Annotated in this window: 24 protein-coding genes; 15 read left to right on the top strand and 9 right to left on the bottom strand. The window is 68.1% G+C overall.

The features are described 5' to 3' along the window. Positions 1-15 precede the first annotated feature (15 nt). Positions 16-1266 carry an arginine deiminase gene (arcA, locus tag ACFVJ5_RS12270; RefSeq protein WP_379220054.1) on the top strand — a complete coding sequence of 417 codons (1251 nt, stop codon included), beginning with the start codon at positions 16-18 and terminating at the stop codon, positions 1264-1266. A 9-nt stretch (positions 1267-1275) separates the two neighbouring features. Here arcA and ACFVJ5_RS12265 read toward each other — a convergent pair whose 3' ends face one another. The 5 genes from ACFVJ5_RS12265 to ACFVJ5_RS12245 all read right to left on the bottom strand — a co-directional run bounded on the left by ACFVJ5_RS12265 (position 1276) and on the right by ACFVJ5_RS12245 (position 7243). Then, positions 1276-3237, bottom strand: a complete 1962-nt coding sequence (locus ACFVJ5_RS12265) for a molybdopterin-dependent oxidoreductase (RefSeq protein WP_379220053.1) — start codon at positions 3235-3237, stop codon at positions 1276-1278. Positions 3238-3375: 138 nt separating this feature from the next. Further along, complete coding sequence (locus tag ACFVJ5_RS12260; RefSeq protein WP_379220622.1) at positions 3376-4539, bottom strand: acetyl-CoA C-acetyltransferase; 1164 nt, start codon at positions 4537-4539, stop codon at positions 3376-3378. A 46-nt stretch (positions 4540-4585) separates the two neighbouring features. Continuing rightward, entirely contained in the window at positions 4586-5206 is a 621-nt protein-coding gene (locus ACFVJ5_RS12255; RefSeq protein WP_378631645.1) for a TetR/AcrR family transcriptional regulator, read from the bottom strand. Positions 5207-5252: 46 nt separating this feature from the next. Then, the gene (locus tag ACFVJ5_RS12250) at positions 5253-6059 is read right to left on the bottom strand and encodes an SDR family oxidoreductase (RefSeq protein WP_379220052.1); all 807 of its coding nucleotides are present in this window, start codon (positions 6057-6059) and stop codon (positions 5253-5255) included. Then, entirely contained in the window at positions 6056-7243 is a 1188-nt protein-coding gene (locus tag ACFVJ5_RS12245) for an acyl-CoA dehydrogenase family protein (RefSeq protein WP_379220051.1), read from the bottom strand. Before ACFVJ5_RS12245 ends, ACFVJ5_RS12250 begins: the two co-directional genes overlap by 4 nt. A 79-nt stretch (positions 7244-7322) precedes the next feature. On the opposite strand from ACFVJ5_RS12245, the gene ACFVJ5_RS12240 reads away from it, so the two are divergent. From ACFVJ5_RS12240 to ACFVJ5_RS12205, 8 genes are all read left to right on the top strand, one after another. Further along, a complete protein-coding gene (locus ACFVJ5_RS12240; RefSeq protein ID WP_379220050.1) occupies positions 7323-8888 on the top strand; it encodes a FadD3 family acyl-CoA ligase in 1566 nt (521 codons plus the stop codon). Then, a complete protein-coding gene (locus ACFVJ5_RS12235; protein WP_379220049.1) occupies positions 8885-9754 on the top strand; it encodes an enoyl-CoA hydratase in 870 nt (289 codons plus the stop codon). The genes ACFVJ5_RS12240 and ACFVJ5_RS12235 overlap by 4 nt, the downstream gene beginning before the upstream one ends. Beyond that, complete coding sequence (locus ACFVJ5_RS12230) at positions 9755-10897, top strand: acyl-CoA dehydrogenase family protein (RefSeq protein WP_379220048.1); 1143 nt, start codon at positions 9755-9757, stop codon at positions 10895-10897. Between the two features lie 49 nt (positions 10898-10946). Then, on the top strand, positions 10947-11963 hold the full coding sequence (locus ACFVJ5_RS12225; protein ID WP_379220047.1) for an acyl-CoA dehydrogenase family protein: 1017 nt from the start codon (positions 10947-10949) through the stop codon (positions 11961-11963). A 66-nt stretch (positions 11964-12029) separates the two neighbouring features. Continuing rightward, positions 12030-13079 carry an acyl-CoA dehydrogenase family protein gene (locus ACFVJ5_RS12220; protein WP_379220046.1) on the top strand — a complete coding sequence of 350 codons (1050 nt, stop codon included), beginning with the start codon at positions 12030-12032 and terminating at the stop codon, positions 13077-13079. 128 nt (positions 13080-13207) lie between these two features. After that, positions 13208-13660: a MarR family winged helix-turn-helix transcriptional regulator gene (locus ACFVJ5_RS12215; protein ID WP_379220045.1), complete on the top strand. Its 453-nt coding sequence runs from the start codon at positions 13208-13210 to the stop codon at positions 13658-13660. A gap of 17 nt (positions 13661-13677) precedes the next feature. Next, entirely contained in the window at positions 13678-14919 is a 1242-nt protein-coding gene (locus tag ACFVJ5_RS12210; protein ID WP_379220044.1) for an MFS transporter, read from the top strand. Between the two features lie 84 nt (positions 14920-15003). Beyond that, entirely contained in the window at positions 15004-15753 is a 750-nt protein-coding gene (locus ACFVJ5_RS12205; protein WP_379220043.1) for a DUF427 domain-containing protein, read from the top strand. Here the strand turns inward: ACFVJ5_RS12205 and ACFVJ5_RS12200 are convergent, their stop codons facing one another. Both ACFVJ5_RS12200 and ACFVJ5_RS12195 read right to left on the bottom strand, forming a co-directional pair. Further along, complete coding sequence (locus tag ACFVJ5_RS12200) at positions 15754-16041, bottom strand: hypothetical protein (RefSeq protein ID WP_378631628.1); 288 nt, start codon at positions 16039-16041, stop codon at positions 15754-15756. Between the two features lie 199 nt (positions 16042-16240). Next, positions 16241-17416, bottom strand: a complete 1176-nt coding sequence (locus tag ACFVJ5_RS12195) for a Rieske 2Fe-2S domain-containing protein (protein ID WP_379220042.1) — start codon at positions 17414-17416, stop codon at positions 16241-16243. Between the two features lie 194 nt (positions 17417-17610). Between ACFVJ5_RS12195 and hsaA the strand changes: the two genes are divergently transcribed. From hsaA to hsaB, 4 genes are read left to right on the top strand one after another with little or no spacing between them, the layout of a single operon-like run. Then, positions 17611-18774 carry a 3-hydroxy-9,10-secoandrosta-1,3,5(10)-triene-9,17-dione monooxygenase oxygenase subunit gene (gene hsaA, locus ACFVJ5_RS12190; protein WP_379220041.1) on the top strand — a complete coding sequence of 388 codons (1164 nt, stop codon included), beginning with the start codon at positions 17611-17613 and terminating at the stop codon, positions 18772-18774. 3 nt (positions 18775-18777) lie between these two features. Continuing rightward, the gene (gene hsaD / locus ACFVJ5_RS12185) at positions 18778-19647 is read left to right on the top strand and encodes a 4,5:9,10-diseco-3-hydroxy-5,9,17-trioxoandrosta-1(10),2-diene-4-oate hydrolase (protein WP_379220040.1); all 870 of its coding nucleotides are present in this window, start codon (positions 18778-18780) and stop codon (positions 19645-19647) included. After that, entirely contained in the window at positions 19647-20552 is a 906-nt protein-coding gene (hsaC, locus tag ACFVJ5_RS12180; RefSeq protein WP_379220039.1) for an iron-dependent extradiol dioxygenase HsaC, read from the top strand. Before hsaD ends, hsaC begins: the two co-directional genes overlap by 1 nt. Before the next feature lie 18 nt (positions 20553-20570). After that, positions 20571-21146: a 3-hydroxy-9,10-secoandrosta-1,3,5(10)-triene-9,17-dione monooxygenase reductase subunit gene (gene hsaB, locus ACFVJ5_RS12175; RefSeq protein ID WP_379220038.1), complete on the top strand. Its 576-nt coding sequence runs from the start codon at positions 20571-20573 to the stop codon at positions 21144-21146. 66 nt (positions 21147-21212) lie between these two features. Here hsaB and ACFVJ5_RS12170 read toward each other — a convergent pair whose 3' ends face one another. Beyond that, entirely contained in the window at positions 21213-22409 is a 1197-nt protein-coding gene (locus tag ACFVJ5_RS12170) for a saccharopine dehydrogenase family protein (RefSeq protein ID WP_379220037.1), read from the bottom strand. A gap of 31 nt (positions 22410-22440) precedes the next feature. Between ACFVJ5_RS12170 and ACFVJ5_RS12165 the strand changes: the two genes are divergently transcribed. Both ACFVJ5_RS12165 and ACFVJ5_RS12160 read left to right on the top strand, forming a co-directional pair. Next, positions 22441-23037, top strand: coding sequence for a TetR/AcrR family transcriptional regulator (locus ACFVJ5_RS12165; protein ID WP_379220036.1), 597 nt, complete (start codon positions 22441-22443; stop codon positions 23035-23037). Between the two features lie 48 nt (positions 23038-23085). Then, complete coding sequence (locus ACFVJ5_RS12160; RefSeq protein ID WP_379220035.1) at positions 23086-23631, top strand: YdeI family protein; 546 nt, start codon at positions 23086-23088, stop codon at positions 23629-23631. Positions 23632-23680: 49 nt separating this feature from the next. Here ACFVJ5_RS12160 and ACFVJ5_RS12155 read toward each other — a convergent pair whose 3' ends face one another. Further along, complete coding sequence (locus tag ACFVJ5_RS12155) at positions 23681-24541, bottom strand: MaoC/PaaZ C-terminal domain-containing protein (protein WP_379220034.1); 861 nt, start codon at positions 24539-24541, stop codon at positions 23681-23683. Positions 24542-24652: the final 111 nt, after the last annotated feature.

Below are 24652 nucleotides of genomic sequence, written 5' to 3'. Positions count from 1 at the left end.
TTTCGAGGAGCAGAAATGACCGGAACTCCCGCCACCGCGTTCGGCGTCCATTCCGAAGTCGGCACGCTGCGCAAGGTCCTGGTCTGCGCACCCGGCCTGGCCCACGAGCGGCTCACTCCGACCAATTGCGATGACCTGCTCTTCGACGACGTGCTGTGGGTGCAGAACGCCAAACGTGACCACTTCGACTTCATGACGAAGATGCGCGATCGGGGCGTCGAGGTGGTCGAACTCCACAATCTGCTCGCCGAAACCCTCGCCGTGCCCGGCGCGAAGGACTGGATTCTCGACCGCAAGATTGTGGCCAACGAAGTCGGGCTCGGGCTGATCGACGACACCAGGGCCTACCTGGACTCGGTGGACGACCGCACCCTGGCGACCTACCTGATCGGCGGACTCGCGACCGCGGACCTGCCCGCCGAATTCCGTTCCGGTTACCTGGCGTTGGCGCGCGAACAGGCCGGGGTCCGCGAGTATCTGATGCCGCCGCTGCCGAACACCCTCTACACCCGCGACACCACCTGCTGGCTCTACGGGGGCGTCACGCTCAATCCGCTGTACTGGCCCGCCCGGCACGACGAGACGCTGCTGATGGCCGCGATCTACGCCTTCCATCCCGACTTCACCAGCGCGAAGATCTGGTGGGGCGATCCCGAACAGGATTGGGGGCTGGCCACTTTCGAGGGTGGCGACGTGATGCCGGTCGGCAACGGGGTGGTCCTGGTCGGGATGAGCGAACGGACCTCCCGGCAGGCGATCACCCAGGTCGCCGCGTCGCTGTTCGCCGCCGGTGCCGCCGAGCGAGTGATCGTGGCCGGGATGCCGAAGCTGCGCTCGGCCATGCACCTCGACACCGTGTTCACCTTCGCCGACCGCGACCTGGTCACGGTGTACCCCGACATCGTCTACAACATCCACCCGTTCTCCCTGCGGCCCAGCGACCGCGCACCCGGTGTCGAGGTGACCGAGGAGACCGCGCCGTTCCTCGACGTGGTGGCCGCAGCACTGAACCTGCCGAAGCTGCGGGTGGTGGAGACCGGCGGCGGCTACTACGCCAACGAACGCCAGCAGTGGGACAGCGGCAACAACCTCGTCGCTGTCGAGCCCGGCGTCGTGTTCGCCTACGACCGCAACACCCACACCAACGCGGCCCTGCGCAAGGAAGGCGTCGAGGTGATCACCATCGTCGGCGCCGAACTCGGTCGCGGCCGCGGCGGCGGCCACTGCATGACCTGTCCGCTGATCCGCGACGCCGTCGAGTTCTGAGCGCGGCGATCAGCGGGGACGCACCTCGACCCGGTTGTCGTGGAAGACCGCGCCGCCGCCGTAGTCCGAATCTCGTTCGGCGACTGTGGCATTCACGGTGGCACCGCCGGTGAACTTGGCCCAGCGGCCCTTGGTGGTGCCTGCGACCCCGGTCCGTACCCGGTCCGATACCTCGGCGACGGCTTCGAAGGAGCCGCGGTCGTTGGAGACGACCACCGCGGCGCCATCGGCGATGCCCCGCGCGGCGGCGTCTTCGGGGTGCAGGGTGATGCTGGATTCACCGGCGCGACGCCGCAATTCAGGGTTGGAGCCGAAGGAGCTGTTCAGGAAGTAGTGCGAGGCCGCGGAGATCAGCACCAGGCCGTCGCCGGAATCGGCGGGGGGCGTGTAGTCCGGCAGCGGGTCGTGGCCAGCCGATTCCGCTCTGGTGGACACGAACTGGAGCTTGCCCGCGGGCACCGGGCCCGCCTGCACCTTCAGGAATCCGTCGGCCCTGAGCCGGTCGAGGTCGTAGCCCTTCAGCAGCTGCCTGGCCAATTCTTCGTCGGAGTCGTACAGCGCCGGTTCGGTCAGCCCCAGCCGACGCGAGAGCCTGCGGAAAGTCTCTGTCGTGGACAGGCATTCGCCCAGCGGCTCGACGGCGGGCTCGTTCCAGATCAGGTAGAGGTGGCCGTAGCCGGCGAGCACGTCGAGGTGTTCGGGCTGCATCGTGGCGGGGAGCACGATGTCGGCGTAGTCGACGGTGTCGGTGCCGAAGTGTTCGAGAACCACGGTGAACAGGTCCTCGCGGGACAGCCCCTCGATCACGCGACGCTGGTCGGGATTCGAGCCGACCGGATTGGCCCCGATCACGAACAGCGCCTTCACCGGCGGCTCATCGGTCTCGAGCAGGGCTTCGCCGAGTCTGGTCATCGAGAGCGTGCGGACCGGGTGCGGCAGCAGGTCGTCACGGGTCAGCGCGGCGTCGTCGAGCCGGAAATGCCCGCTGGTCGAATAGTGCAGTCCCCCACCGGGTATCGCCCAGTCACCGGTGACACCGGGCAGGCAGGCGAGCACGCGCAGGGCCATCCCGCCGCCCGCGTGGCGCTGCATGCCCTGGGAGGCGCGGATCGCGGTGGGCCTGGTGCGCGCGATCCGCTCACCGAGCGCGACGATCCGATCGCGGGGAACGCCCGTGATCGCCGCGGTGCGTTCCGGCGTGAATTCGGCGATGCGGTCCCGGAATTCGGGCCAGCCCTCGGTGTGTTCGGCGATGAACTGCTCGTCCTGCGCGCCGAGCGAGACGATCACGTGCAGCAGGCCGAGCGCCAGCGCCGCGTCGGTGCCGGGCAGCGGGGCGATGTGCTCGTCGCAGCGTTCGGAGGTCTTGGTGCGCACCGGGTCGATCGACACCAGGTACGCGCCGCTGTCCTGCACGAACTTCCACAGATGATGGCCGGAGGTGAGCGGGTTGGTGCCCCACAGCAGGATCAGCTTCGACTGCGCGAAGTCCTCGGGGTCCATCCCGCCGGAGGTCCCGAGCGTGTAGCGCAGACCGACCCCGCCCGCGACCGAGCAGATGGTCGGCGCGTGGTGCGACGCCCCGAGCAGGTTGAACATCCGGCGTCCCGGAAAGCCTTCCAGCCCTTGGATATAGCCCAGGCTGCCGGTGCCGTGGAACGGCCAGACGGCCTCACCACCGAATTCGTCGATGATGCCGGTGACGCGTGTGGCGATCTCGTCGAGCGCGGCGTCCCAGCTGATCCGCTCGAACTGCCCCGACCCCTTCGGCCCCACCCGGCGCATCGGATACCGGAGCCGGCCCGGCGCACCGACCTGCTCGAGATACCGGTTCACCTTCACGCACAGCGCACCGCGCGTGACCGGATGTTCCTTGTTCCCGCGTAGCCCCGTGGCCACGCCGTCCTCGACGGTCACCACCCACGAGCACGCGTCGGGGCAGTCGAGCGGGCATGCGCCGAGCACCTTCACCAGGCCATCGTAGGCCGGATGAATCACCCCCGCCCGGACCGGACGCCGCAACGCCGGGATGTGGTGACCTATCGGTGATGAACGAGAAGTGGCCCCCGGCGAAAACCGCCGAGGACCACCACTTTTCGTAGTGCGGAGCTACTTCTTGTCGGCGTCCAGTCGCTCGATGATCGTCACGTTGGCCGTGCCGCCACCCTCACAGATGGTGAGCAGGCCGTAGCGGCCGTTCACCCGCTCGAGCTCGTTGAGCAGCGTGGCGAACAGCTTGGCGCCGGTCGCGCCGAGCGGGTGGCCGAGCGCGATGGCCCCACCGTTGACGTTCACCTTCGCGGGATCGGCGCCGATCTCCTTGATCCAGGCCAGCACCACCGGGGCGAAGGCCTCGTTGATCTCGATCACGTCGATGTCGTCGATGGTCAGACCGACCTTCTCCAGCGCCCACTGGGTGGCCGGGATCGGCGCGCTGAGCATGAAGATCGGGTCGGCGCCGCGCGCGCTGACGTGATGGATGCGGGCACGCGGGGTCAGGCCGTACTCCTTGACCGCCCATTCCGAGGCGAGCAGGGTGGCGCTGGCGCCGTCGGAGATCTGGCTGGCGACGGCCGCGGTGAGCGGGCTGCCCTCCGACAGCGGCTGCAGCGACGCCATCTTCTCCAGGCTGGTCTCGCGCGGACCCTGATCGACGGTGAAGTCACCGACCGGCACGATCTCGTTGTCGAAGCGGCCCTCGGCGATGGCGGTCTTGGCGCGCTGATGGCTCTGCAGCGCCCAGCGCTCCATGTCCTCGCGGCTGATGCCCCACTTCTCGGCGATCATCTCGGCGCCCTTGAACTGGGAGACCTCACCGGTGCCGTAGCGCGAGTCCCAGCCCTTCGCGCCGATGAACGAGGACTCGAAGCCGTAGGGCTTGCCCGCGATCATCGCCGCGCCGATCGGGATGGCGCTCATGTTCTGCACGCCGCCGGCCACGATGACCTCGGCGGTGCCGCTCATGATGGCCTGCGCGCCGAAGTTGATCGCCTGCTGGCTCGAACCGCACTGCCGGTCGACGGTGACGCCGGGGACCTCCTCGGGGTATCCCGCGACCAGCCACATGGTGCGGCCGATGTTGCCCGCCTGCGGGCCGAGGTTGTCGACGCAGCCGACGATCACGTCGTCGACGACGGCCGGGTCGATGCCGGTGCGCTCGACGAGCCCGCGCAGCGCGGCCGCGCCGAGATCGGCGGAATGTACCTCGGCCAGCGCGCCACCGCGCTTGCCGACCGCGGTGCGCACCGCATCGATCACATAGGCCTCCCGCAACGGGGTATAGGGGCGGCGCTCGGCGGATGCGGTCATGATGGAACTCCTATTTCGCGGTGCTCCCGGGCAGGGTCAGCCCGTCGAGCACGATGGTGAGATATTGCTGGGCAAGGTTTTGCACGGTGATCGGGCCACCGGGGGTGTACCAGCGGACCGCGACCCACACGGTGTCGCGCAGGAAGCGGAAGGCCAGTTCCACGTCGAGTTCGGGCCGGAAGCTGCCGTCGGCCACGCCCGCGGCGAGCACGCGGTGCCACAGGTCGCGGAACTCGGTGTTGAAGTCACGGATGTAACCGAACCGCTCGGCGTCGCGCAGGTTCTTGGCCTCGGCCTGGTAGATCGCGACGGCGGCGTGATGGCGGTCGAACGACTCGTAGGACGCGATCACCAAGGACTCCAAGGTGTCTCGCGAGCTCATGCCCGCGCCCGCGATCTCGCGGTAGCGGCCGAACAGGTCGTCGAGGAATCCGCGCAGGATCTCGTCGACCATCGATTCCTTGGAGTCGAAATGGTGATACAGACTGCCCGAGAGGATGCCCGCCGAGTCGGCGATGTCGCGCACCGTCGTGGCACGCAGTCCACGTTCGGCGAACAGATCGGCGGCGAGGTCGAGGAGTTCGGCGCGGCGGGTGCGTTTCACGGTGTCGGGTGCGGTCACACCCGTCATCGTACAACCAAGCACTTGCTTGGTTTCGGAGAACCCGCCACGGCGATCATGCGCGCTGGCTGCTCACCGAGACAACCTCGCCGGTCAGGTACGAGGTGTAGTCACTGGCCAGCATGGCGATCGTTGCCGCCACTTCCCACGGTTCGGCGGCGCGACCGAAGGCCTCGCGCTCGCTGAGCGAGTCGAGCAGCTCGGTCGAGCTCACCTTGTCCAGGAACGGGTGGCGGGCGATGCTCGGCGCGACGGCGTTGATCCGCACCCCGAATTCGGCGGCTTCGACCGCACTGCACCTGGTCAGCGCCATCACACCCGCCTTGGCGGCGGCGTAGTGCGCCTGGCCGTGCTGGGCACGCCAGCCGAGGACGGAGGCATTGTTCACGATCACGCCGCCGTGGCCCGCGCCGCGGAAGTACCCCAGCGCCGCACGGGTGCAGCGGAAGGTGCCGGTGAGGGTGATGTCGAGAACCTGGTCCCACTGCTCGTCGGTCATGTCGACCACCGGGGTCTCACCGCCCAGGCCCGCGTTGTTGACCATGATGTCGATCCGGCCGAGTTCGGCGGCGGCCGCGCTGATCAGCTGGTTGACCTGCCCGGTGTCGCGGACGTCGCACACCACGGCACCCACCGTTCGCTCCGGGAATTCCTTCGAGAGCAGCTCGGCGGTTTCGGTCAAACGCCGTTCGTGCCAATCGGAGACGACGACATCGGCGCCTTCTTGAAGAAGCCTGCGCGCGGTGGACGAACCGATACCGGTGCCCGCCGCCGCGGTGATCACGGCCTTACGGCCGGTCAGCAGGCCGTGCCCGGGAATCGGCGCCGGAGCGACCGACAGCGGGGAATTCTGCTCGCTCACGGGCGTGCCTCTCGCGGGAGACCGAGCACACGCTCGGCGATGATGTTGCGCTGCACTTCGTTCGAACCTCCATAGATCGTGTCGGCGCGGCTGAACAGGTACAGCCGCTGCCAGGCGGTCATGTCGTCGGGGCCGGTGATCAGGCCCGCCGCGCCTTGCACGGCCATCGCCAGTTCACCGAGGTCGCGATGCCAGTTGGCCCACAACAACTTCGACACCGAGGCGCCGCCCGCGTCGTCGTGGTCCTCGCTCATGGTGCGCAGCGCGTGCGCGCGCAGCACCCGCAGTCCCACCCAGGCGCGATCGAGGCGATCGGCGACCAGCGGGTCGTCGGCGGCGCCGGTGCGCCGGGCCAGGTCCTCGATGTCGGAGAGCTCGCGAGCGAAGCGGATCTGCTGGCCGAGCGTGGAGATGCCGCGCTCGAAGGTGAGCGTGCCCATCGCGATTCGCCAGCCGTCGCCCGGCGCGCCGACCACCAGGTCGGCGTCGGTGACGGCATCGTCGAAGAAGACCTCGTTGAATTCGGAGGTGCCGGTGAGCTGTTCGATCGGCCGCACTTCGATGCCCGGCTGGTTCATCGGGACCAGCAGATAGGACAGGCCCTTGTGACGGCTGGAGCCGCGCTCGGTGCGGGCGATGACGAAGCACCAGTCGGCGACGTGCGCGAGCGAGGTCCAGATCTTCTGGCCGTTGATCACCCACTTGTCGCCGTCGAGGCGCGCGGTGGTCGCGACGGCGGCCAGGTCGGAACCGGCGCCGGGCTCGGAGTAGCCCTGGCACCACAGTTCGCCGACCGAGCGCACGCCCGGCAGGAAGCGCTTCTTCTGCTCCTCGGTGCCGAAGGCCAGCACGGTGGGGCCGAGCAGTTCCTCGCCCACGTGCGAGACCCGCGCGGGCGCGTCGGCCTTGGCGTATTCCTCGTGGAAGATCACCTGCTGACGCACGGTGGCGCCGCGACCGCCGTATTCGACCGGCCAGCCGAGGCAGGTCCAGCCCGCCGCGGCGAGGTGGCGGTCCCAGGCCAATCGCTCGTCGAAGAATTCGTGTTCGCGGCCGGGTCCACCGGTGCCGCGCAGGTCAGCGAACTCGCCCGAAAGATTTTCGGCGAGCCAATCGCGTATTTCCGCGCGGAACTCCGCGTCGGAAGTCGCGGTATCGGAATCTGAGGTCTGGATCACGCCCACCTCGGTAGGATAACCTACCAAGCACTTGCTTTGTTAGCTGCTTCGGAAGAACAGCGAACCGCACAACGGTGAGGACCCCGTGACACCCCCTGCACAAACCACTCCGCAGGCGCTGCGACACATCGCAGCGGCGCATCCGCACGAGCCTGCCCTGATCGACGGCGCGATCCGCCTGGACTGGACCGAGCTACTCGACCAGGTCCGGGTGGCCGCCCGCGCCCTGATCGCCCGTGGCATCGCCCCCGGCGACCGGGTCGCGATGTGGGCGCCGAACACCTATCACTGGGTGATCGCCGCCCTGGCCGCGCATTCCGTCGGGGCCGCGCTGGTTCCGCTGAACACGCGCTACGTGGCGGCCGAGGCTGTCGACGTGCTGGCCCGCGTCGACGCCAAGGCCCTGTTCGTAGCCGGTCCGTTCCTCGGCCGCGATCGGGCGACCGAACTCGCGGCGGCGGCGCCGGAACTGGGTATCGGGACCGTCGTCGTCATCCCGATCGAGCAGGAACCGACCCCCGCCGCGGTCGACCCCACACACACGACGGTGACGTGGGACCAGTTGCTCGCACAGGCCACGACGGTGTCCGAAGCGGTCGGCGAGGAGCGGGCGGCCCAGGTCTCCCCCGACGACATCTCCGACATCCTGTTCACCTCCGGCACCACCGGCCGCAGCAAGGGCACCCTCGTCGCGCACCGGCAGGCGCTGGGCGTGGTGCGCGGCTGGGTCGAGTGCTCGACGCTGCGCGCGGGCGACCGCTACCTGGTGATCCCGCCGTTCTTCCACAACTTCGGTTACAAGGCGGGCATTCTCGCGTGCCTGGTCACCGGGGCCACGATCGTGCCGCAGGCCACCTTCGACGTGCCCGCCGCGCTGGCGCTCATCGAGTCCGAGCAGATCACCGTGCTCACCGGGCCACCGACGATCTACCAGACCATCCTCGAGCATCCCCAGCGCACCGAGCGTGACCTGAGCTCGCTGCGGGTGGCGGTGACCGGCGCGGCGACCGTACCGGTGGTGCTGATCGAGCGGATGCGCGACGACCTCGCCTTCGAGGTGGTGATCACCGCCTACGGCCTGTCCGAGACGGCCGGTTTCGGCACCATGTGCCGACCCTCCGACGACGCGGCCACGATCGCCAACACCTGCGGCGGGCCGATCGCCGACTTCGAACTGCGCCTGTCCGACGCCGGTGAGGTGCTGCTGCGCGGACCGAACGTGATGCTCGGCTACCTCGACGATCCAGCGGCCACCGCCGAGGCCATCGACACCGACGGCTGGCTGCACACCGGCGACATCGGCATCGTCGACGAGCGCGGCTATCTGAAGATCACCGACCGGCTCAAGGACATGTACATCACCGGCGGGTTCAACGTGTACCCCGCCGAGATCGAACAGACCCTGGCCCGGCTCGACGGCGTCGCCGAGTCGGCGGTGATCGGCGTGCCCGACGAGCGGATGGGCGAGGTCGGCAAGGCCGTCGTCGTCCGCAAGGCCGGGTCCACGCTGACCGCCGACGAGGTCATCGCCTTCGCCGCAGGCAAATTGGCGAACTTCAAAGTGCCCAGGCTTGTCGAGTTCCGCGACCAGCTGCCCTACAGCGCCGCGGGCAAAGTGCTCAAGCGTGAGCTACGTGAGGAGAAGTCGTGAGTTCCGAAACCGAGACCGAGGTCGTCACCTATGAGGTGCGCGGATCGGTCGCCGTCGTCACCATGAACCGGCCCGATTTCCGCAACGCGCAGAACTCGAAGATGACCTACGCCCTCGATGCCGCCTTCGTGCGGGCCGTCGAGGACCCCGAGGTCAAGGTGATCGTGCTGGCGGGCAACGGAAAACACTTCAGCGCAGGCCACGACATCGGCACGCCGGGGCGCGACCACGACGTGCACTACGAGAACAAGGCCGCGCTGTGGTGGGACCACCTCGATCGCTCCGGTGGTGATCAGCGGTTCGCGCGCGAGTCCGAGGTGTATCTCGGCATGTGCAGGCGCTGGCGGGAGATCCCCAAGCCGATGGTGGCGATGGTGCAGGGCGCGTGCATCGCGGGCGGGCTGATGCTGGCCTGGGTGTGCGACCTGATCGTCTGCTCCGACGACGCGTTCTTCTCCGATCCGGTGGTCCGGATGGGCATTCCGGGTGTGGAGTACTTCGCGCATCCATGGGTGATGGGTCCGCGCGCGGCCAAGGAGTTCCTGTTCACCGGCGACCGGTTCGGGGCGGCCCAGGCCAAGGAGTGGGGCATGGTCAACCGGGTCGTACCGCGCGAGCAGCTGGCGGCCGAGGTGATGGGTCTGGCCGAGAAGATCTCCGCCATGCCGCAATTCGGGCTCGCGCTCACCAAGAAGGCCGTCAACCAGGCCGAGGATCTGATGGGCATGCGCTCCGGCATGGACTCGGTCTTCGGGCTGCATCATTTCGCACACGCGCACAACGCCGAGGTCGGCGCCGATTCGCTCGGCGGGATGAACGCCCGCTCGATGAAGGCCACCTCCACCGAACAGAACGGGACGAAGTAAGTGGATCTCGAGATCGACCCGGCAGCCCGGGAATTCCAGCTGGAGGTGCGCGAGTTCCTCGCCGCCAATGTCCCGGCCGAGCCGTTGCCGTCGATGGATACCGCGGCAGGCTTCGCCGCGCACCGGGAATGGGAAGCGAAGCTGGCGCAGGCGCGGCTGTCCGCGGTCTCGTGGCCGCGCGAGTTCGGCGGGCGTGACGCGTCGATCCTCGAGTGGGTGCTGTTCGAGCAGGAGTACTACGCCGCGGGCGCACCGGGCCGGGTCGCGCAGAACGGCATCTTCCTGCTCGCGCCGACGCTGTTCGAGCACGGCACCCCCGAACAGCTCGCGCGGATCCTGCCGCGCATGGCGCGCGGTGACGACATCTGGGCGCAGGCCTGGTCGGAACCCGAGTCGGGCAGCGACCTCGCGAGCCTGCGCTCGACCGCTCGGCGCACCGAAGGCGGCTGGCTGCTCAACGGCCAGAAGACCTGGAGTTCCCGTGCGTCCTTCGCCGATTGGGCATTCGGCCTGTTCCGCAGCGATCCCGAGGCGCAGCGCCACCACGGACTCACCTACGTGATGTTCCCGCTCACCGCCGAGGGCGTGAGCGTGCGGCCGATCCCCCAGCTCGACGGCGAACCCGGCTTCGCCGAGATCTTCCTCGACGACGTCTTCGTACCCGACCACGATGTGATCGGCGGGGTGAACGAGGGCTGGCGGGTCGCGATGGCGACCTCGTCCAACGAACGTGGCCTCTCGCTGCGCAGCCCCGGCCGGTTCAGCGCCACCGCGCAGCGGCTCATCGACCTGTGGCGCGAGACCGCCGACCCGAGCGATACCGCGGCCAGGAACTCGGTGGTCGACGCCTGGCTCGGCGCCGAGTCCTACCGCCTGCACACCTTCGGCACCGTCACCCGCCTCACCGACGGCGGCCAGCTCGGCGCGGAATCGTCGATCACCAAGGTGTACTGGTCCGAGCTCGACATCGCGATGCACGAGACGGCGCTGGACCTGCTCGGCTCGGCCGCCGAGCAGCGCAGCACCTGGACCGACGGCTATCTGTTCTCGCTCTCGGGGCCGATCTACGCGGGCACCAACGAGATCCAGCGCAACATCATCGCCGAACGCATCCTCGGACTGCCCCGCGAGAGCAAGCGATGAACGTCAATCATTCGGGCCGAATCGCCCTTCCGAACACAGGAGGTCTGCGATGAGATTCGCGCTCAGTACCGAACAGCTCGACTTCGCCGCCGAGCTGCGCAAGATTCTCGATGCCGGACACGTGCCCGCGGCGGTGCGGGCCTGGTCGGACGGTGAAACCACCAAGGGGCGCGCACTGCTGCGGCAGATCGCCGACATGGGCGTGTTCGGTCTGATCGTCGACGAGAAGTACGACGGGGCGGACGCCACCACTGTCGATCTCGTCGTCGCGCTGATCGAACTGGGCCGCGGCGCCGCGCCCGGTCCCGTGATCGAGTCCGCCGCCGTGATTCCCGCGCTGCTGCAACGTCTTCCGGATGACGCGCCGGCCCAGCGCTGGTTAGCCGCGCTCGCGAGCGGCGAAGCGCTCGGCACCATCACCTTCGAGGCGCAGCGCGGCATCGTCCTCGACGCCGATATCGCCGAGCCGGTCCTCGTGGCCGCCGACGGTCGACTGGCACTCGGCGGTGTGCCGACGGATTCGGTGACCTCGATCGACCCCGCCCGCAAGCTCTTCCGCGCGCAGGCCGACGAGCTGGTCGCCGAGGGTCCCGAGGTCGAAGCCGCCATCGACTACGCCTTCGACATCGGCGTTCTCGCCTGTGCCGCACAGCTCCTCGGCGCGGGTCGCTCGATTCTCGAGCAGACCACCTCTTACGCCAAGCAACGCAAGCAGTTCGGTCGCGCGATCGGTGAATTCCAGGCGGTGAAACAGCAGCTCGCCGATGTGCTGATCGCCTTGGATCTGGCCGAGCCGCTGGTGTACCGCGCGGCGCTCACCCTGGAATCGAACGACCGCGCCCGCGATGTCTCCGCGGCCCTGGTGGTCTGCGGCGACGCGGCCCACCGCGCCGCACGGGCGGGGCTCCAGGTGCACGGAGCCATCGGTTACACCGCGGAGTTCGACCTGTCGCTGTGGCTCACCAAGGTCGCCGCCCTGCGAACCGCTTGGGGCACAGCCGATTTCCATCGGGGCAGGATCGCCGACGCTCTACGCGCCGCCGAACCCGCCGCCGCCACGAGCTGAGACCCGCCATGCCACCGCCGACCCAGGCCGAACGCCGCGCAATCACCGAGCCTTACGAGGAACCCCATGTCATCGAATGAACTACTCGAATTCCGGACCTCCGTGCGGGCCCTGCTCGGCAAGCACGCGACGTCGGCCGCACTGCGCACCGCAATGGACACCGACCTCGGGTACGACCCGAAGTTGTGGCGGATGCTGTGCGAGCAGGTCGGCGTGGCCGCGCTCGCGGTGCCGGAGGAGTGGGGTGGCGCGGGGGCAGGCCTCGTCGAATCACTCATGGTCGTCGGCGAGTTGGGACGGACGCTGAGTGGGGTGCCGATGCTCGGGTCGGCGGTGCTCGGGGTACAGGCGATCTTGCTGGCCGGCGACGAGCAGTCCTGCGCCCGGCTGTTGCCCGATCTGGCGGACGGGTCGCGCACGGCGGCCCTGTGCTGGGCCGACGCCGCGGGCTGGGATTCGGCCGGGGTCAGCGTGGCGGCCGGGAAGCTCAGTGGCGCGGCCCATTACGTGCTGCACGGCGCGCAGGCCGACCTGCTGTTGGTACTGACCGAGGAAGGGCTGTTCGAGACCACCGCGGACGCCCCTGGCGTGACTGTCGCCGCGACCCCCGCGCTCGATCCCACGCGCAAGCTCGCCACCATCACCTTCACCGACGCCCCCGCCACCCGGATCGGCACCGGCGACCCCGCCGCGCTGCGCCGCAGGCTGCGCGAGATCGCCTGGGCGGCGCTGGCTGCCGAGCAGGTCGGCGCGGCCAGGCACTGCCTCGAGATGACGGTGGAGTACACGGCCTCGCGCGTGCAGTTCGGTCGTCCGATCGGCAGCTTCCAGGCGCTCAAGCACCGGATGGCCGATATGTACGTGCTGGTCGAGTCGGCCGAATCGGCGGCGCTGGCCGCTGCCCTCGCGGTGGCCGAGGACAGCCCGTCGGCCGCACAGGACGTGTGGGTCGCGCGCAAGCACTGCACCGAGACCTTCTCGACGGTGGCGGCCGAGACCATCCAGTTGCACGGCGGCATCGCCATCACCTGGGAACACGACGCCCACCTCTATTTCAAGCGGGCCCACGCCACCGCCGAGCTGTTCGGCACCGGCCGACGTCCGGTCGCGGCCTAGCCGAGGTCACCGAAAGCCCAGGTCGCAGCCCCGCGGCCAGGGCTTTCGGCGTTCTGTGCGCCATTTCACCGGGGCTAGGGGCCGACCGGGCTAGTTTTAGATAGTTAGCTTATGTAATATAATCTCCTGTGAATCAGACAGCGCAGCCATCGGCAGACGACATCGTGGTCGACCTGTTGGTCACTGCGGGTCGACTCACCCGACTGGCCGGGGCGATCAGCGACGACGACCTGCCCCGCGCGGTCCTGCGGGCCCTTGCCGTGCTCGACGAGCACGGCGGGCTGCGGGTCAGCGATTTCGCCCGGATCGACAGATGTTCCCAACCGGCGGCAACGGCGCTGATCGGCCGACTCGTCACCGACGGCTTCGCGTCCCGCACCAAAGACCCGCACGACTCCCGGGCAGTGCTCATCGAGCTCACCCCGGCCGGCCGGTCCCGCCTCATCGAGGCCAGACGCGCGTTCGCCGCCGCCATGGCACCCGGGCTCGCCGATTTCGATCTCGACCGGCTGATCCGCCTCGATACCGACATGAACGACCTGCTGACAGCCCTCCGCTCGGTTGCCCGCGGTCATCAGTGATGCAACCAGGAGCGCCAGTGAGCACCCCCCAGCTGACTCGCGACGACAACGCCGCAACCACCAACTCCCAACCCAAGGCCGTGTGGGCCGTCGCCTTCGCGAGCGTCATCGCGTTCATGGGCATCGGCCTCGTCGATCCCATTCTCAAGCCGATCGGCGAACAGCTGAACGCCACGCCGTCCCAGGTGTCGTTGCTGTTCACCAGCTACATGGCCGTCACCGGCGTCGCCATGCTGGTCACCGGCGTGATCTCGAGCCGCTTCGGCGCGAAGAAGACGCTGCTGTCCGGGCTGGCGATCATCATCGTGTTCGCCGCGCTGGCAGGCATGTCCGGCAGCATCGGCGAGATCATCGGGTTCCGCGCGGGCTGGGGTCTGGGCAACGCCCTGTTCATCGCGACGGCGCTGGCCACCATCGTCGGCGCGGCCACCGGCGGCGTCGCCAAGGCGATCATTCTCTACGAGGCCGCCCTCGGCATCGGCATCGCGACCGGCCCGCTGCTGGGTGGCGTGCTCGGTGGAATCAGCTGGCGTGGACCGTTCTTCGGCGTCTCGGTGCTGATGGCCGTCGCCTTCATCGCGATCGTCGTGCTGCTGCCCGAAACGCCGAAGGCCGCACATCCGACCTCGATCACCGCGCCGTTCAAAGCCTTGCGGCACAGGGGATTGCTCACCGTCAGCATCACCGCGCTGCTCTACAACTTCGGCTTCTTCACCCTGCTCGCGTTCACCCCGTTCCCGCTGGACATGGGCACCTACGCGATCGGCTTCATCTTCTGCGGCTGGGGCATCCTGCTCGCCTTGTCCTCGGTGTTCCTCGCCCCGAAACTCCAGGCGCGCTTCGGTTCGCTGCCGATGATGGCCCTGTCGCTGGCCCTGTTCGCGATCGACCTGGCGGTGATGGGGATGTTCACCGAACACAAGATCGTGCTGATCGTCGGCGTCGTGATCGCCGGCGCGTTCCTCGGGGTGAACAACACGCTGATCACCGAGGCCGTGATGATCTCGGCGCCGGTCGAGCGGTCGACCGCGTCGGCGGCGTACAGCTTCGTCCGGTTCGGCGGCGGTGCGGCCGCGCCGTGGGTGGCGGGCAAGCTCGGCGAGCACAACATGTCGCTGCCGTTCTGGCTCGGCGCGGTCTGCACGGCCGCCGCGGTCGCGGTCCTCTACATCGGCCGCACCGCGCTCGCCCACATCGACGACCACGACCCGGCCCCGCACTCGATCGAGGAGGCTCAGGCCATCACCGTCGCCGATTGACCCATCCCCGCCGGTGCGGCCGAATCGCTCCTGGTACCACGAGTGCCAGGGGCGATTCGCTGTCTCGGGCGTAGCGTCGATGACATGACCGAGGACCGACGCGGGCGCGTCAAGGTGGAAACGGGACAGAAGCGAGTACGGGTCTACTTGCGCGGGAAGCTGGTGGCCGACACGCTCCGGCCGCTGCTGGTCTGGGAGATCCCGTACTACCCGACCTACTACGTGCCACTCACCGACGTGCGCGCCGACCTCGATCCGAACGGGATCACCGAGCACTCCCCCAGCCGCGGCGACGCGACGGGTTACGACGTGATGGTCGAGGGTCTGCGCGCCGACGGTGCGGCGCTGCGCTATCTCGACTCACCGCTGTCGGAACTGAAAGACGCTGTGCGGCTCGACATCGCCGCGTTCGATTGGTTCGAGGAAGACGAGCAGGTCTTCGTCCATCCGCGCGACCCGTATTCGCGCGTGGACATTCTCGGCAGCTCCCGGCACGTGCGGGTGGAGATCGACGGAGTCACCGTCGCGGACTCGCATTCGCCGCGCATTCTGTTCGAAACCGGCTTGCCCGCACGGTATTACCTGCCGCTGACCGACGTCCGGATGGATCTGCTGACCGCGTCGGACACCCACACCAGCTGCCCGTACAAGGGCACCGCCGACTACTGGAATGTGCGCGTCGGCGACACCGAGCACGCCGACATCGTCTGGATCTATCGCACGCCGCTGCCCGAGAGCCAGAAGGTCGCCGGCCTGGCGTGCTTCTACAACGAGAAGGTCGACATCTACCTAGACGGTGTGCGCCAGGATCGCCCGCACACACCGTTCGGCTGACTACTCGGGGATTTCGAGCACGCCCTCGTCGACGGCCCATTTGATCGACTTCTCCAGTGACGGACAGGATTCCGGCCTGCCCGGCCGCGCACCATGTGCGGCCAACTGCGCGAAAACCGGGCAGTGCGCGTCGGGACGTTCGGTCCACTGCACCGAAGTCTGGTGTGCGCTCGACTTGCGCACCATGACCTGCGCCGAGCAGGTCTGACACCGCAGTGGCGTCAGACCGGTATCGAGATAGTGCTGTTTGTCGACCACGGTTTGCGCCCGCACCGCCGCTTGCCGCACGGGCTGATCAGCGAAATCAGGTGCCTTGGCCCAAGTCGGGCGAGACCCCGCACGCTGCGGGGAATCGCCCGACCCGGGCTCCGCCGAAGCGAGCTGCGACGGATCGCCGGACCTTTGCGGCTCGCTAGGACGGGTCGATGCGCGCTGCGACGGACCGTCAGACCTCCGTGGCTCGCTAGACATCGACCTCGGACTCATCTCAGACGCCTGCTTCCTCGGACTCGGCCTTGCGGCGCAGGTTCTCCGCCACCTCGGCCTCCCACGCCTGATTCGCCTTGGTCGTATCGACCTCGAACTCGAAGCGCTGGGTCATCTTCTCGGTCACCTCGGCGACGTCGACGTAGAACTGCTCGTACCAGCGGCGCAGCTGGTAGACCGGCCCGTCTTCCTCGCAGAGCAGCGGGTTCTCGACCTTGGACTTGTGCTTCCAGATCTCCACGTCCTGCAGGAAGCCGTCGCCGAAGAACTTGGCCATCGTGTCGGCCAGCTTCTTCGCGGCGTCGTCGGGCAGACCCTTGGGCTTCTCGACGCTCAGGCCCCACTGCAGCACGAACGAATCCTGGTCGACCGGGTAGTGGCAGTTGATCAGCTGAACCTTGATCTCGTACCCGCTGTAGATGTTCACCAGCGGATTGATCATGTAAGACGGCCCGAAGTAGGACGCCTCCGATTTCAGCAGCGTGTCACCGCCGTGCTTGGCGGCCATGCCGACGTCGGGACGGCCCTTGGTCTCCAGGAACTGCGTCGCCACATGCCCTTCGAAGACGTTCTTGAAGAACGTCGGGAAGGCGTAGTGGATGTAGAAGAAGTGCGCCATGTCCACGACGTTGTCGATGATCTCGCGGCAGTTGGCGCCCTGAATCAGCAACGAGTCCCACGTCCAGTCGGTCCAGCCGCTGTTGTGGGTCTCGGTCGGATTGCCCTGTTCGTCGGTGTACGGACCCTCGATATACGGGATCGTGACCTCCGAGGGCGGTTCGTTGCCTTCGTGATCGTGCCAGACGTACAGCTGACCGTTGCGCTCGAGCGTGGTCCACTTCCGGGTGCGGGCCAGCGGTGGAACGCGGCGCGCGTACGGAATCGCGGTGCACTTTCCGCTGGCGCCCCAGCGCCAGTCGTGGAACGGGCAGGCGATGTCGTCGCCCTTCACCGTTCCCATGCTCAGGTCGCCGCCCATATGCCTGCAGTAGGCGTCGAGCACGCGGATCTGGTCGTCGGTATCAGTCCACACGACGAGCTTGGTACCGAAGACCTCTACCGCGTGCGGTTTACCGTCGCGGAAGGTCGACGCCAGGCCGACACAGTGCCAGCCGCGCGCGAACCTCGTCGGCGGTGCACCGACATCGAGTTCCCTCACCTTGGGGTTGATCGCCATCCCGAACCCTCCTCGTTCACTAGAACACGTTACAAAACTGAGCCACTTCACGCCAGTTATCCAGCGAACTTCTCTGTTGACTCCTGTTATATCCGAGGTAGGGCGATCTTCTCGACAGAAACGAGAACCTGTTCTAATCTCAGAGACGAAAAGAACCGGTTGTCGATCCGACACAGGCAGGAGCGGGCTCCGAAATGACGCAAGAAGTGACCGAACGGGTCGAGGCACTGCTGCCGACGCTGCGTGAGCGCGCGCAGGAGGCCGAGGACCTGCGCCGCATCCCCGAAGAATCCATGAAGGCGCTGCAGGAGACCGGTTTCTTCCGGCTGCTCCAGCCCAAGCAGTGGGGCGGCCACGCCGCCGACCCGGTGGTCTTCTACGACACCGTGCGCAAGATCGCCAGCGCGTGCGGCTCCACCGGCTGGGTCGCGGGCATCATCGGGGTGCACAACTGGCACCTCGCGCTGTTCGATCAGCAGGCCCAGCAGGACGTGTGGGGCGAGGACACCGATGTGCGCATCTCGTCCTCGTACGCGCCGATGGGAGCGGGACAGGCCGTCGACGGTGGTTACATCGTGCGTGGCTCGTGGGCTTGGTCTTCGGGCTCCGATCACGCCACCTGGGCGGTGCTGGGCGGTCCGGTGATCAAGAACGGCAAGCCGGTCGACTTCGGCAGCTTCCTGATCCCGCGCTCGGACTACCGCATCGATGACGTCTGGAACGTCGTCGGCCTGCGCGGCACCGGCTCCAACACCGTCGTCGTCGAGGACGTCTTCGTCCCGTCGCACCGGTTCCTGAGCTTCCGCGCGATGAGCGAGGGCCGCGCGCCGGGCCTCGAGCAGAACACCGACGCGGTCTTCAAGATGCCGTGGGGCACCATCCACCCCACCACCATCTCCACGCCGATCGTCGGCATGGGCTACGGCGCCTACGAGGCGCACGTCGAGCACCAGGGCAAGCGCGTGCGCGCGGCCTTCGCCGGCGAGAACGCCAAGGACGATCCGTTCGCCAAGGTGCGCGTCGCCGAGGCGGCCAGCGATATCGACGCCGCGTGGCGTCAGCTCTCGGGCAATGTCGCCGAGGAGTACGCGCTGCTGCAGGCGGGCCAGGAAGTGCCGTTCGATCTGCGCGTACGCGCCCGCCGCGACCAGGTCCGCGCGACCGGCCGGGTGATCGCCTCGATCGACAAGCTCTTCGAGTCCTCCGGCGCCACCGCGCTGGCCAACGGCACTCCGCTGCAGCGCTTCTGGCGTGACGCGCATGCCGGGCGAGTGCACGCGGCCAACGATCCCGAGCGTGCCTACGTCATGTACGGCACGCACGAGTTCGGGCTGCCCGTCACCGACGCCATGGTGTAGCCGATGACCCGGACCGCTGAACTGACCTACGAATCGACCTCACGCTTCGCGCAGGTCACCCCCGATCTGAAGCTGCACTACCACGAAGCCGGAGTGGGCAACGGGCCGACGATCGTGCTGCTGCACGGTGGTGGACCCGGCGCCTCGGCGTGGTCGAACTTCGCCCGCAACATCCCGGTACTGGCCGAGCACTATCACGTGATCGCGCCCGATCAGCCGGGCTACGGCAAGTCGGACAAGCCGATCGACCACCCGCAGTACTTCGTGCACAGTTCGAACGCACTGCTCGCGCTGCTCGATCACCTGGAGATCACCGACCGGGTGCACCTGCTCGGCAACTCCCTCGGCGGCGGCGCCTCGGTGCGGTTCGCGCTCGACCACCCCACCCGCGCGGGCAAGCTCGTGCTGATGGGTCCGGGTGGACTGAGCACCAACCTGTTCGCGCCCGACCCCACCGAGGGCGTGAAGCTGCTCTCGCGGTTCACCTACGAACCGACCAGGGACAACCTGGAGAAGTTCCTGCGGATCATGGTCTTCGACCAGTCCCTGGTGACCGAGGAGCTCATCGACGAGCGGTTCGCCCTCGCCAACACCCCCGAATCGCTGGCCGCGATGAAGGCGATGGGCAAGTCCTTCGCCGGCGCCGACTTCGAGAAGGGCATGCTGTGGCGTGACGCGTACAAGCTGCGTCAGCCGGTGCTGTTGATCTGGGGTCGCGAGGATCGGGTGAACCCCCTTGACGGCGCGCTCGTAGCCACCAAGGTGATCCCGCGCGTCCAGCTGCACGTGTTCGGTGGCTGTGGGCACTGGGCACAGCTGGAGAAGTTCGACGAGTTCAACCGGCTCACGGTCGATTTCCTCGGGGAGAAGTAATGAGCATTCGCGCCCTTGGCTACATGCGCATCGAGGCCACCGACATGGCGGCCTGGCGCGAGTACGGCCTCAAGGTTCTCGGCATGATGGAGGGCACCGGGCTCAACCCCGACGCGCTCTACCTGCGCATGGACGATTTCGCCGCGCGTCTGGTGATCGTTCCCGGCGAGCAGGACCGGCTGCTGGTCTCGGGCTGGGAGGTCACCGACGGTCCCGGCCTGCAGCAGCTGCGGGAGACCCTGGGCAAGGCCGGAGTCGCCTTCACCGAGGGCACCAAGGAAGAGCTGGGTGAGCGTCGCGTCGAGGGCCTGATCCGGTTCCAGGATCCGTCCGGGAACACCCTCGAGGCGTTCTACGGCGCGCAGTACCTGGGCCGCCGCTTCGTGAGCCCCTACGGCCACAAGTTCGTCACCGCCGAGCAGGGTCTGGGCCACGTGGTTCTCACCTGCACCGACGATGCCGCGGCGCAGGCGTTCTACCAGGACATCCTGGGCTTCCGGCTGCGCGACTCCATGCGGCTGCCGCCGCAGATGGTCGGCCGTCCCGCCGACGGCGACCCGGCCTGGCTGCGCTTCTACGGCTGCAACCCGCGCCACCACGCGCTGGCGTTCCTGCCGCTGCCGAATCCGACCGGCATCGTGCACCTGATGGTCGAGGTGGAGAACTCCGACGACGTCGGCCTCTGCCTCGACCGCGCCTATCGCAAGAAGGTGAAGATGTCGGCCACTCTCGGCCGGCACATCAACGACAAGATGCTGTCCTTCTACATGAAGACTCCCGGCGGATTCGACATCGAATTCGGCTGTGAAGGACTGGAAGTCGACGACCACGACTGGATCGCCCGCGAATCGACCGCGGTCAGCCTGTGGGGTCACGACTTCACCGTCGGATTCAAGCAGCAATAGGAACGGGCGGCGAAGGACATGACTGAACAGACACCGGCGATCGACGGCCGACAGTTCCGCACCGTGCTGGGGCAGTTCTGCACCGGCATCACCGTGATCACCGCGCTCGATCCGGACGGCGCACCCATCGGGTTCGCCTGCCAGTCCTTCGCCGCGCTCTCCCTCGACCCGCCCCTTGTGCTGTTCTGCCCCACCAAGGGGTCGCGGTCGTGGGCGGCGATCGAGGCGGCGGGCAGGTTCTGCGTGAACGTGCTCTCCGAGGAACAGCAGCCCACGTGCGCGCGTTTCGGCTCGCGGGAGACCGACAAGTTCGCCGGAGTCGCCTGGCACACCTCCGAACTCGGTGTTCCGGTGATCGATGATTCGCTGGCCACCATCGAATGCACGGTCGACTCCGTCGTCGACGGCGGCGACCACTACATCGTGATCGGCCGGGTCCACGCGCTCTCGGAATCGGCCACCACCGGCGGCCGTCCGCTGCTGTTCTACCGCGGCCAGTACACCGGCATCGAGCCGGACAAGACCACTCCCGCCCCCTGGCGCGCCGACCTGGACCATTTCCTCACCACCACCAGCCTCGACACCTGGCTGTGAATCGACCGGCCTGAGCGGGCGGTCACAGCCACGGTCGGCGCCGTGGCGTGAACTGCTGTCGGCAGCTCATCTCGCGGTGAGCAGTGCGGTCAGCAGCGCGGACGACAGTGCCGCGGCGTTGTCCTCCTCGGTGTCCCAGCTGCGCGTGGTGACCGTCATCGCGGCCGGGCGTGGTGCGCCGAGACAGTGCGGGGCGAACGCGGTGAAGAATTCGTGCGGATCGAGCAGGGTCTCCGGCGTGTGGACGCCGGGGCTCTTCGCCCGCAGCAGCGCCGCGACCGCCAACGGCACGCCGGTGTTGTCGGCCATCGTCAGACCGGGGACCTGACACAGCGCGGTGGCGGCGGTCGCGGCGACTCCAGCCCGCAGGCCCGTCGCGACGGCGAACAGCGGTGGCAGGCCACCGGCGGTGATCAGTTTCGCCGGATCTGCGGGGAGGAGTCGTTCGACGCGGGCTGCCACCGCCGCCGCCTGATCGAGCGTCAACAGGCGAGCGCCCATCACCCAGCGCAGTGCCAGCAGCGCAGCCGAGGTCGAGCGGTCGCCGACGACCACGGTGGTCGCGTCGCGGAGTTCGGGGAAGGCTCGCGCCACGGTGATCGCTTCCGGGTGACCGAAGCTGCGGCCTTCGCCGGTGCCGAGGCCCGGGTAGTCGATGCGCATCCGTTCCAGGGCCGGGCGCTGGGCGCGCACGCCGTCGCGGATGACCGGAATGTCACCGGCGATCTGCCGCATGCCGTGCACCACGGCCGCGGTCGCCCCCGGACCGGCCGGTTCGGTGTGCGCGGAGTGAATGTTCCAGCCGGTGACCACGGAGTCGACCCGGTCGAGTTCCCGGCCCGCCAGCACGGCGAGCAGATTGGCGATACCAGGGCTGGCGCCCATGCCGACCAGCGCTGTCACCCCGGCCGCGCGCGCCGCCGCGTCCAGTTCCAGCATGTCCATCGTCGGCTGGGGATCGTCGCAGATGTCGATGTAGTCGCAGCGCGCGGCGATCGCCGCCGCCAGGATCGGTGGGCCGAAGCGGAAATACGGGCCGACGGTATTCACCACCAGGTCGAAATCCCGCATCACCGCGGTCAGCGCCGGGCCGTCGGTGGCGTCCAGCCGACACGCGGTGACGCCCAGTTCGGCGGCGAGCGCGCGCGCCGCGGCTTCGTCCCGGTCGGCGATCGTCAATGCCGTCACGCTGTCGTCGCCGCGCATGATGCGGGCGGCGACCCTGCCCATCTCCCCTGCCCCACCCAGTGCCAGAACTCGCATGACTGCCTCCCCATCGAATATGTTGACTAACATGACAGTAAATAAAGTCGGGCGGCCGAGCAAGGCCAAGGAGCGAATCGGTCAGATCCTGCGGGCCGCCCATTCCGTCGTGGCGACCGACGGCTTCGCCGACACGACGCTGTCGCGAGTGGCCGCGGCGGCCGGGGTCCAGCGCACGCTGGTGCTGCACTATTTCGGCAGTAGAGACGGGCTGATGCGGGCCTTCGTCACCGAAGCCGTCGCCGCGTACGGTGACGCGCAACTGCGGCTGGGCGCCGAGGGGCCGATCGAGGATCGCGTGGCACGAATGTTCGCACCGGGCGCTTACGGCAACCGCGACGACCTGGTGGTGTGGAGCGAACTGGTGAATCTCGCAGCACGCGACGAAGTGGTCCGCGACAGCCTCCGGGAGTTGTGGACCGAGCGGTGGCTACCCGAACTGGAGCGACAGCTCGCCGCCGCGTACCCGGCCGCCCCGGCGGATCGCGTCGCGACCAGCGCCTACGGGCTCGCGTGTCTGTTCGAGGCGCACTGGGCATTTCACCTGCAAGGAGTTGTCGATTCCCTACGGACCGAGCAGGCCACCCGAGCCGCCGACGCCCTACTGGCGACACTCGAACCGGAGTGAATTCAAAGTGCTCATTCGGTGAGCACTTTGAGTCGGAGGATAGATGGCATGGACATCGAATTCATCACCTGCCCCGACGCCGAAGCCTGGGACACGTGGCTGGCGGCGAACCACGCCGACGCCCGCGACGTGTGGGTGCTGATCTCGAAGAAGAAGGCCCCCGAGAAATCCGTGACGATCAGCGAAACCCTGGACGGCGCGCTCTGCTACGGCTGGATCGACAGCCATCGCCGCAGCCTCGACGCCCACCACTACCTGCAGCGATACTCGCCGCGGCGAGCACGGAGCCCCTGGTCGCAGGTCAACGTCGCCAAGGCCGAAGCTCTCATCGCCGCGGGGCGGATGCGCCCGGCCGGGTTCGCGGCCATCGAAGCGGCGTGCGCCGACGGCCGTTGGGCGGGCGCGTACGAACCTCAGCGCACCGCCGAACCGCCCGCCGACTTCCTCGCCGCGCTCACCCCTGAGGCCGACGCCGCCTACCGAGCCCTCACCCGCACCGAGCGGTACCTGCTGTTTCTCCCCGTCCTCAAAGCGAGCACCCCCACCGATCGCGCCGGCCGCATCGCCCAAGCGATCACCGCGCTCGAAAAATGATCACCAGGCCACCGGAGTTCTCCGGCGACCTGGTGATCAGTGGTCCAGATCAGGCGATACGCAAGACGACGTCGCTGAGGACGGGGGCATCGTCTCGTTCGACCACGGTGACGACCGCGAGCAGCTGGTCGCCCTCGCGCCACACCTTGGTGCGCAGGGTCTCGCCCGGGTAGAGCACGCCGGCGAACTTGGCCCGGAAACCGCCGACCCGGCCCGCGTCACTGTCGAGCAGGGCGTCGGTGAGGGCTTTGCAGACGGTGCCGTAGGTGGACAGGCCGTGCAGGATCGGGGCGGGAAAGCCTGCGCCACGGGCGAATTCGGGATCCGAGTGCAGCGGGTTGCGGTCGCCGGAGAGGCGGTACAGCAGGGCCTGCTGCGGCAAGGTCGGGGTGAGCAGTTCCGCGTCGGGGGCCCGATCCGGCAGTTCGGTACGGGCGCTCGGACCGCGCTCGCCGCCGAAGCCGCCCTCGCCCTTGGCGAAGATGGAGGACCGCACAGTCCACAGCGGTTCACCGTCGGACCCGGTGACGGTGTGCTCCTGCACGATCACCGCGTTGGCGCCCTTGTCCCAGATCTCGGCGATCCGGCCGACCGAGACCGCCTTGCCGGTGGCGGGAATCGGCTTGTGCACCTCCACTTCCTGGTGACCGTGCACGACCTTGGCCAGGTCGATCTCGATACCGGGGAAGCTCACGCGCGGCGGCTCGGTCTCACCGAGAGTCGGCGCCACCGTCGCGAACGTCGGCAGCACCTGGGGTGCGCGATCGTCGAGGTAGGCCAGCTCGGCCGGGTCGGTCGGACGCGCACCCGCGCCCAGACCCAGGTGATAGAGCTGCACGTCGGTGGGCGTCCAACTGAACTCGCGTGCGGGCAGTGTCGCGCCGAGCGCGGTCGCCAGATCAATGGGCATGGGTTACTCCTGCATGTCTGCTGAACAGTACGAATGGCTCGTTCATCCGTCGACCTCGTCCGCCGACCCGGTCGTCGAGACGTCGATGACCGCCAGATAGCCGAGCGTGAT

The sequence above is a fragment of the Nocardia sp. NPDC127606 genome (assembly GCF_042671725.1).
Lineage (GTDB): Bacteria > Actinomycetota > Actinomycetes > Mycobacteriales > Mycobacteriaceae > Nocardia.
The sequence above is the reverse complement of the archived record's forward strand: the minus strand, read 5'-3'. Positions and strand labels throughout refer to the sequence as shown.

Bases quoted from the DNA above. Each gene is read 5' to 3' on its own strand.
- ACFVJ5_RS12165 (WP_379220036.1), top strand. From the start codon at position 22,441: ATGACAGTAAATAAAGTCGGGCGGCCGAGCAAGGCCAAGGAGCGAATC.
- ACFVJ5_RS12220 (WP_379220046.1), top strand. From the start codon at position 12,030: ATGTCATCGAATGAACTACTCGAATTCCGGACCTCCGTGCGGGCCCTG.
- hsaC (WP_379220039.1), top strand. From the start codon at position 19,647: ATGAGCATTCGCGCCCTTGGCTACATGCGCATCGAGGCCACCGACATG.
- hsaA (WP_379220041.1), top strand. From the start codon at position 17,611: ATGACGCAAGAAGTGACCGAACGGGTCGAGGCACTGCTGCCGACGCTG.
- ACFVJ5_RS12225 (WP_379220047.1), top strand. From the start codon at position 10,947: ATGAGATTCGCGCTCAGTACCGAACAGCTCGACTTCGCCGCCGAGCTG.
- ACFVJ5_RS12205 (WP_379220043.1), top strand. From the start codon at position 15,004: ATGACCGAGGACCGACGCGGGCGCGTCAAGGTGGAAACGGGACAGAAG.
- hsaB (WP_379220038.1), top strand. From the start codon at position 20,571: ATGACTGAACAGACACCGGCGATCGACGGCCGACAGTTCCGCACCGTG.
- ACFVJ5_RS12255 (WP_378631645.1), bottom strand. From the start codon at position 5,206: ATGACGGGTGTGACCGCACCCGACACCGTGAAACGCACCCGCCGCGCC.
- hsaD (WP_379220040.1), top strand. From the start codon at position 18,778: ATGACCCGGACCGCTGAACTGACCTACGAATCGACCTCACGCTTCGCG.
- ACFVJ5_RS12155 (WP_379220034.1), bottom strand. From the start codon at position 24,541: ATGCCCATTGATCTGGCGACCGCGCTCGGCGCGACACTGCCCGCACGC.
- ACFVJ5_RS12160 (WP_379220035.1), top strand. From the start codon at position 23,086: ATGGACATCGAATTCATCACCTGCCCCGACGCCGAAGCCTGGGACACG.
- ACFVJ5_RS12170 (WP_379220037.1), bottom strand. From the start codon at position 22,409: ATGCGAGTTCTGGCACTGGGTGGGGCAGGGGAGATGGGCAGGGTCGCC.
- ACFVJ5_RS12195 (WP_379220042.1), bottom strand. From the start codon at position 17,416: ATGGCGATCAACCCCAAGGTGAGGGAACTCGATGTCGGTGCACCGCCG.
- arcA (WP_379220054.1), top strand. From the start codon at position 16: ATGACCGGAACTCCCGCCACCGCGTTCGGCGTCCATTCCGAAGTCGGC.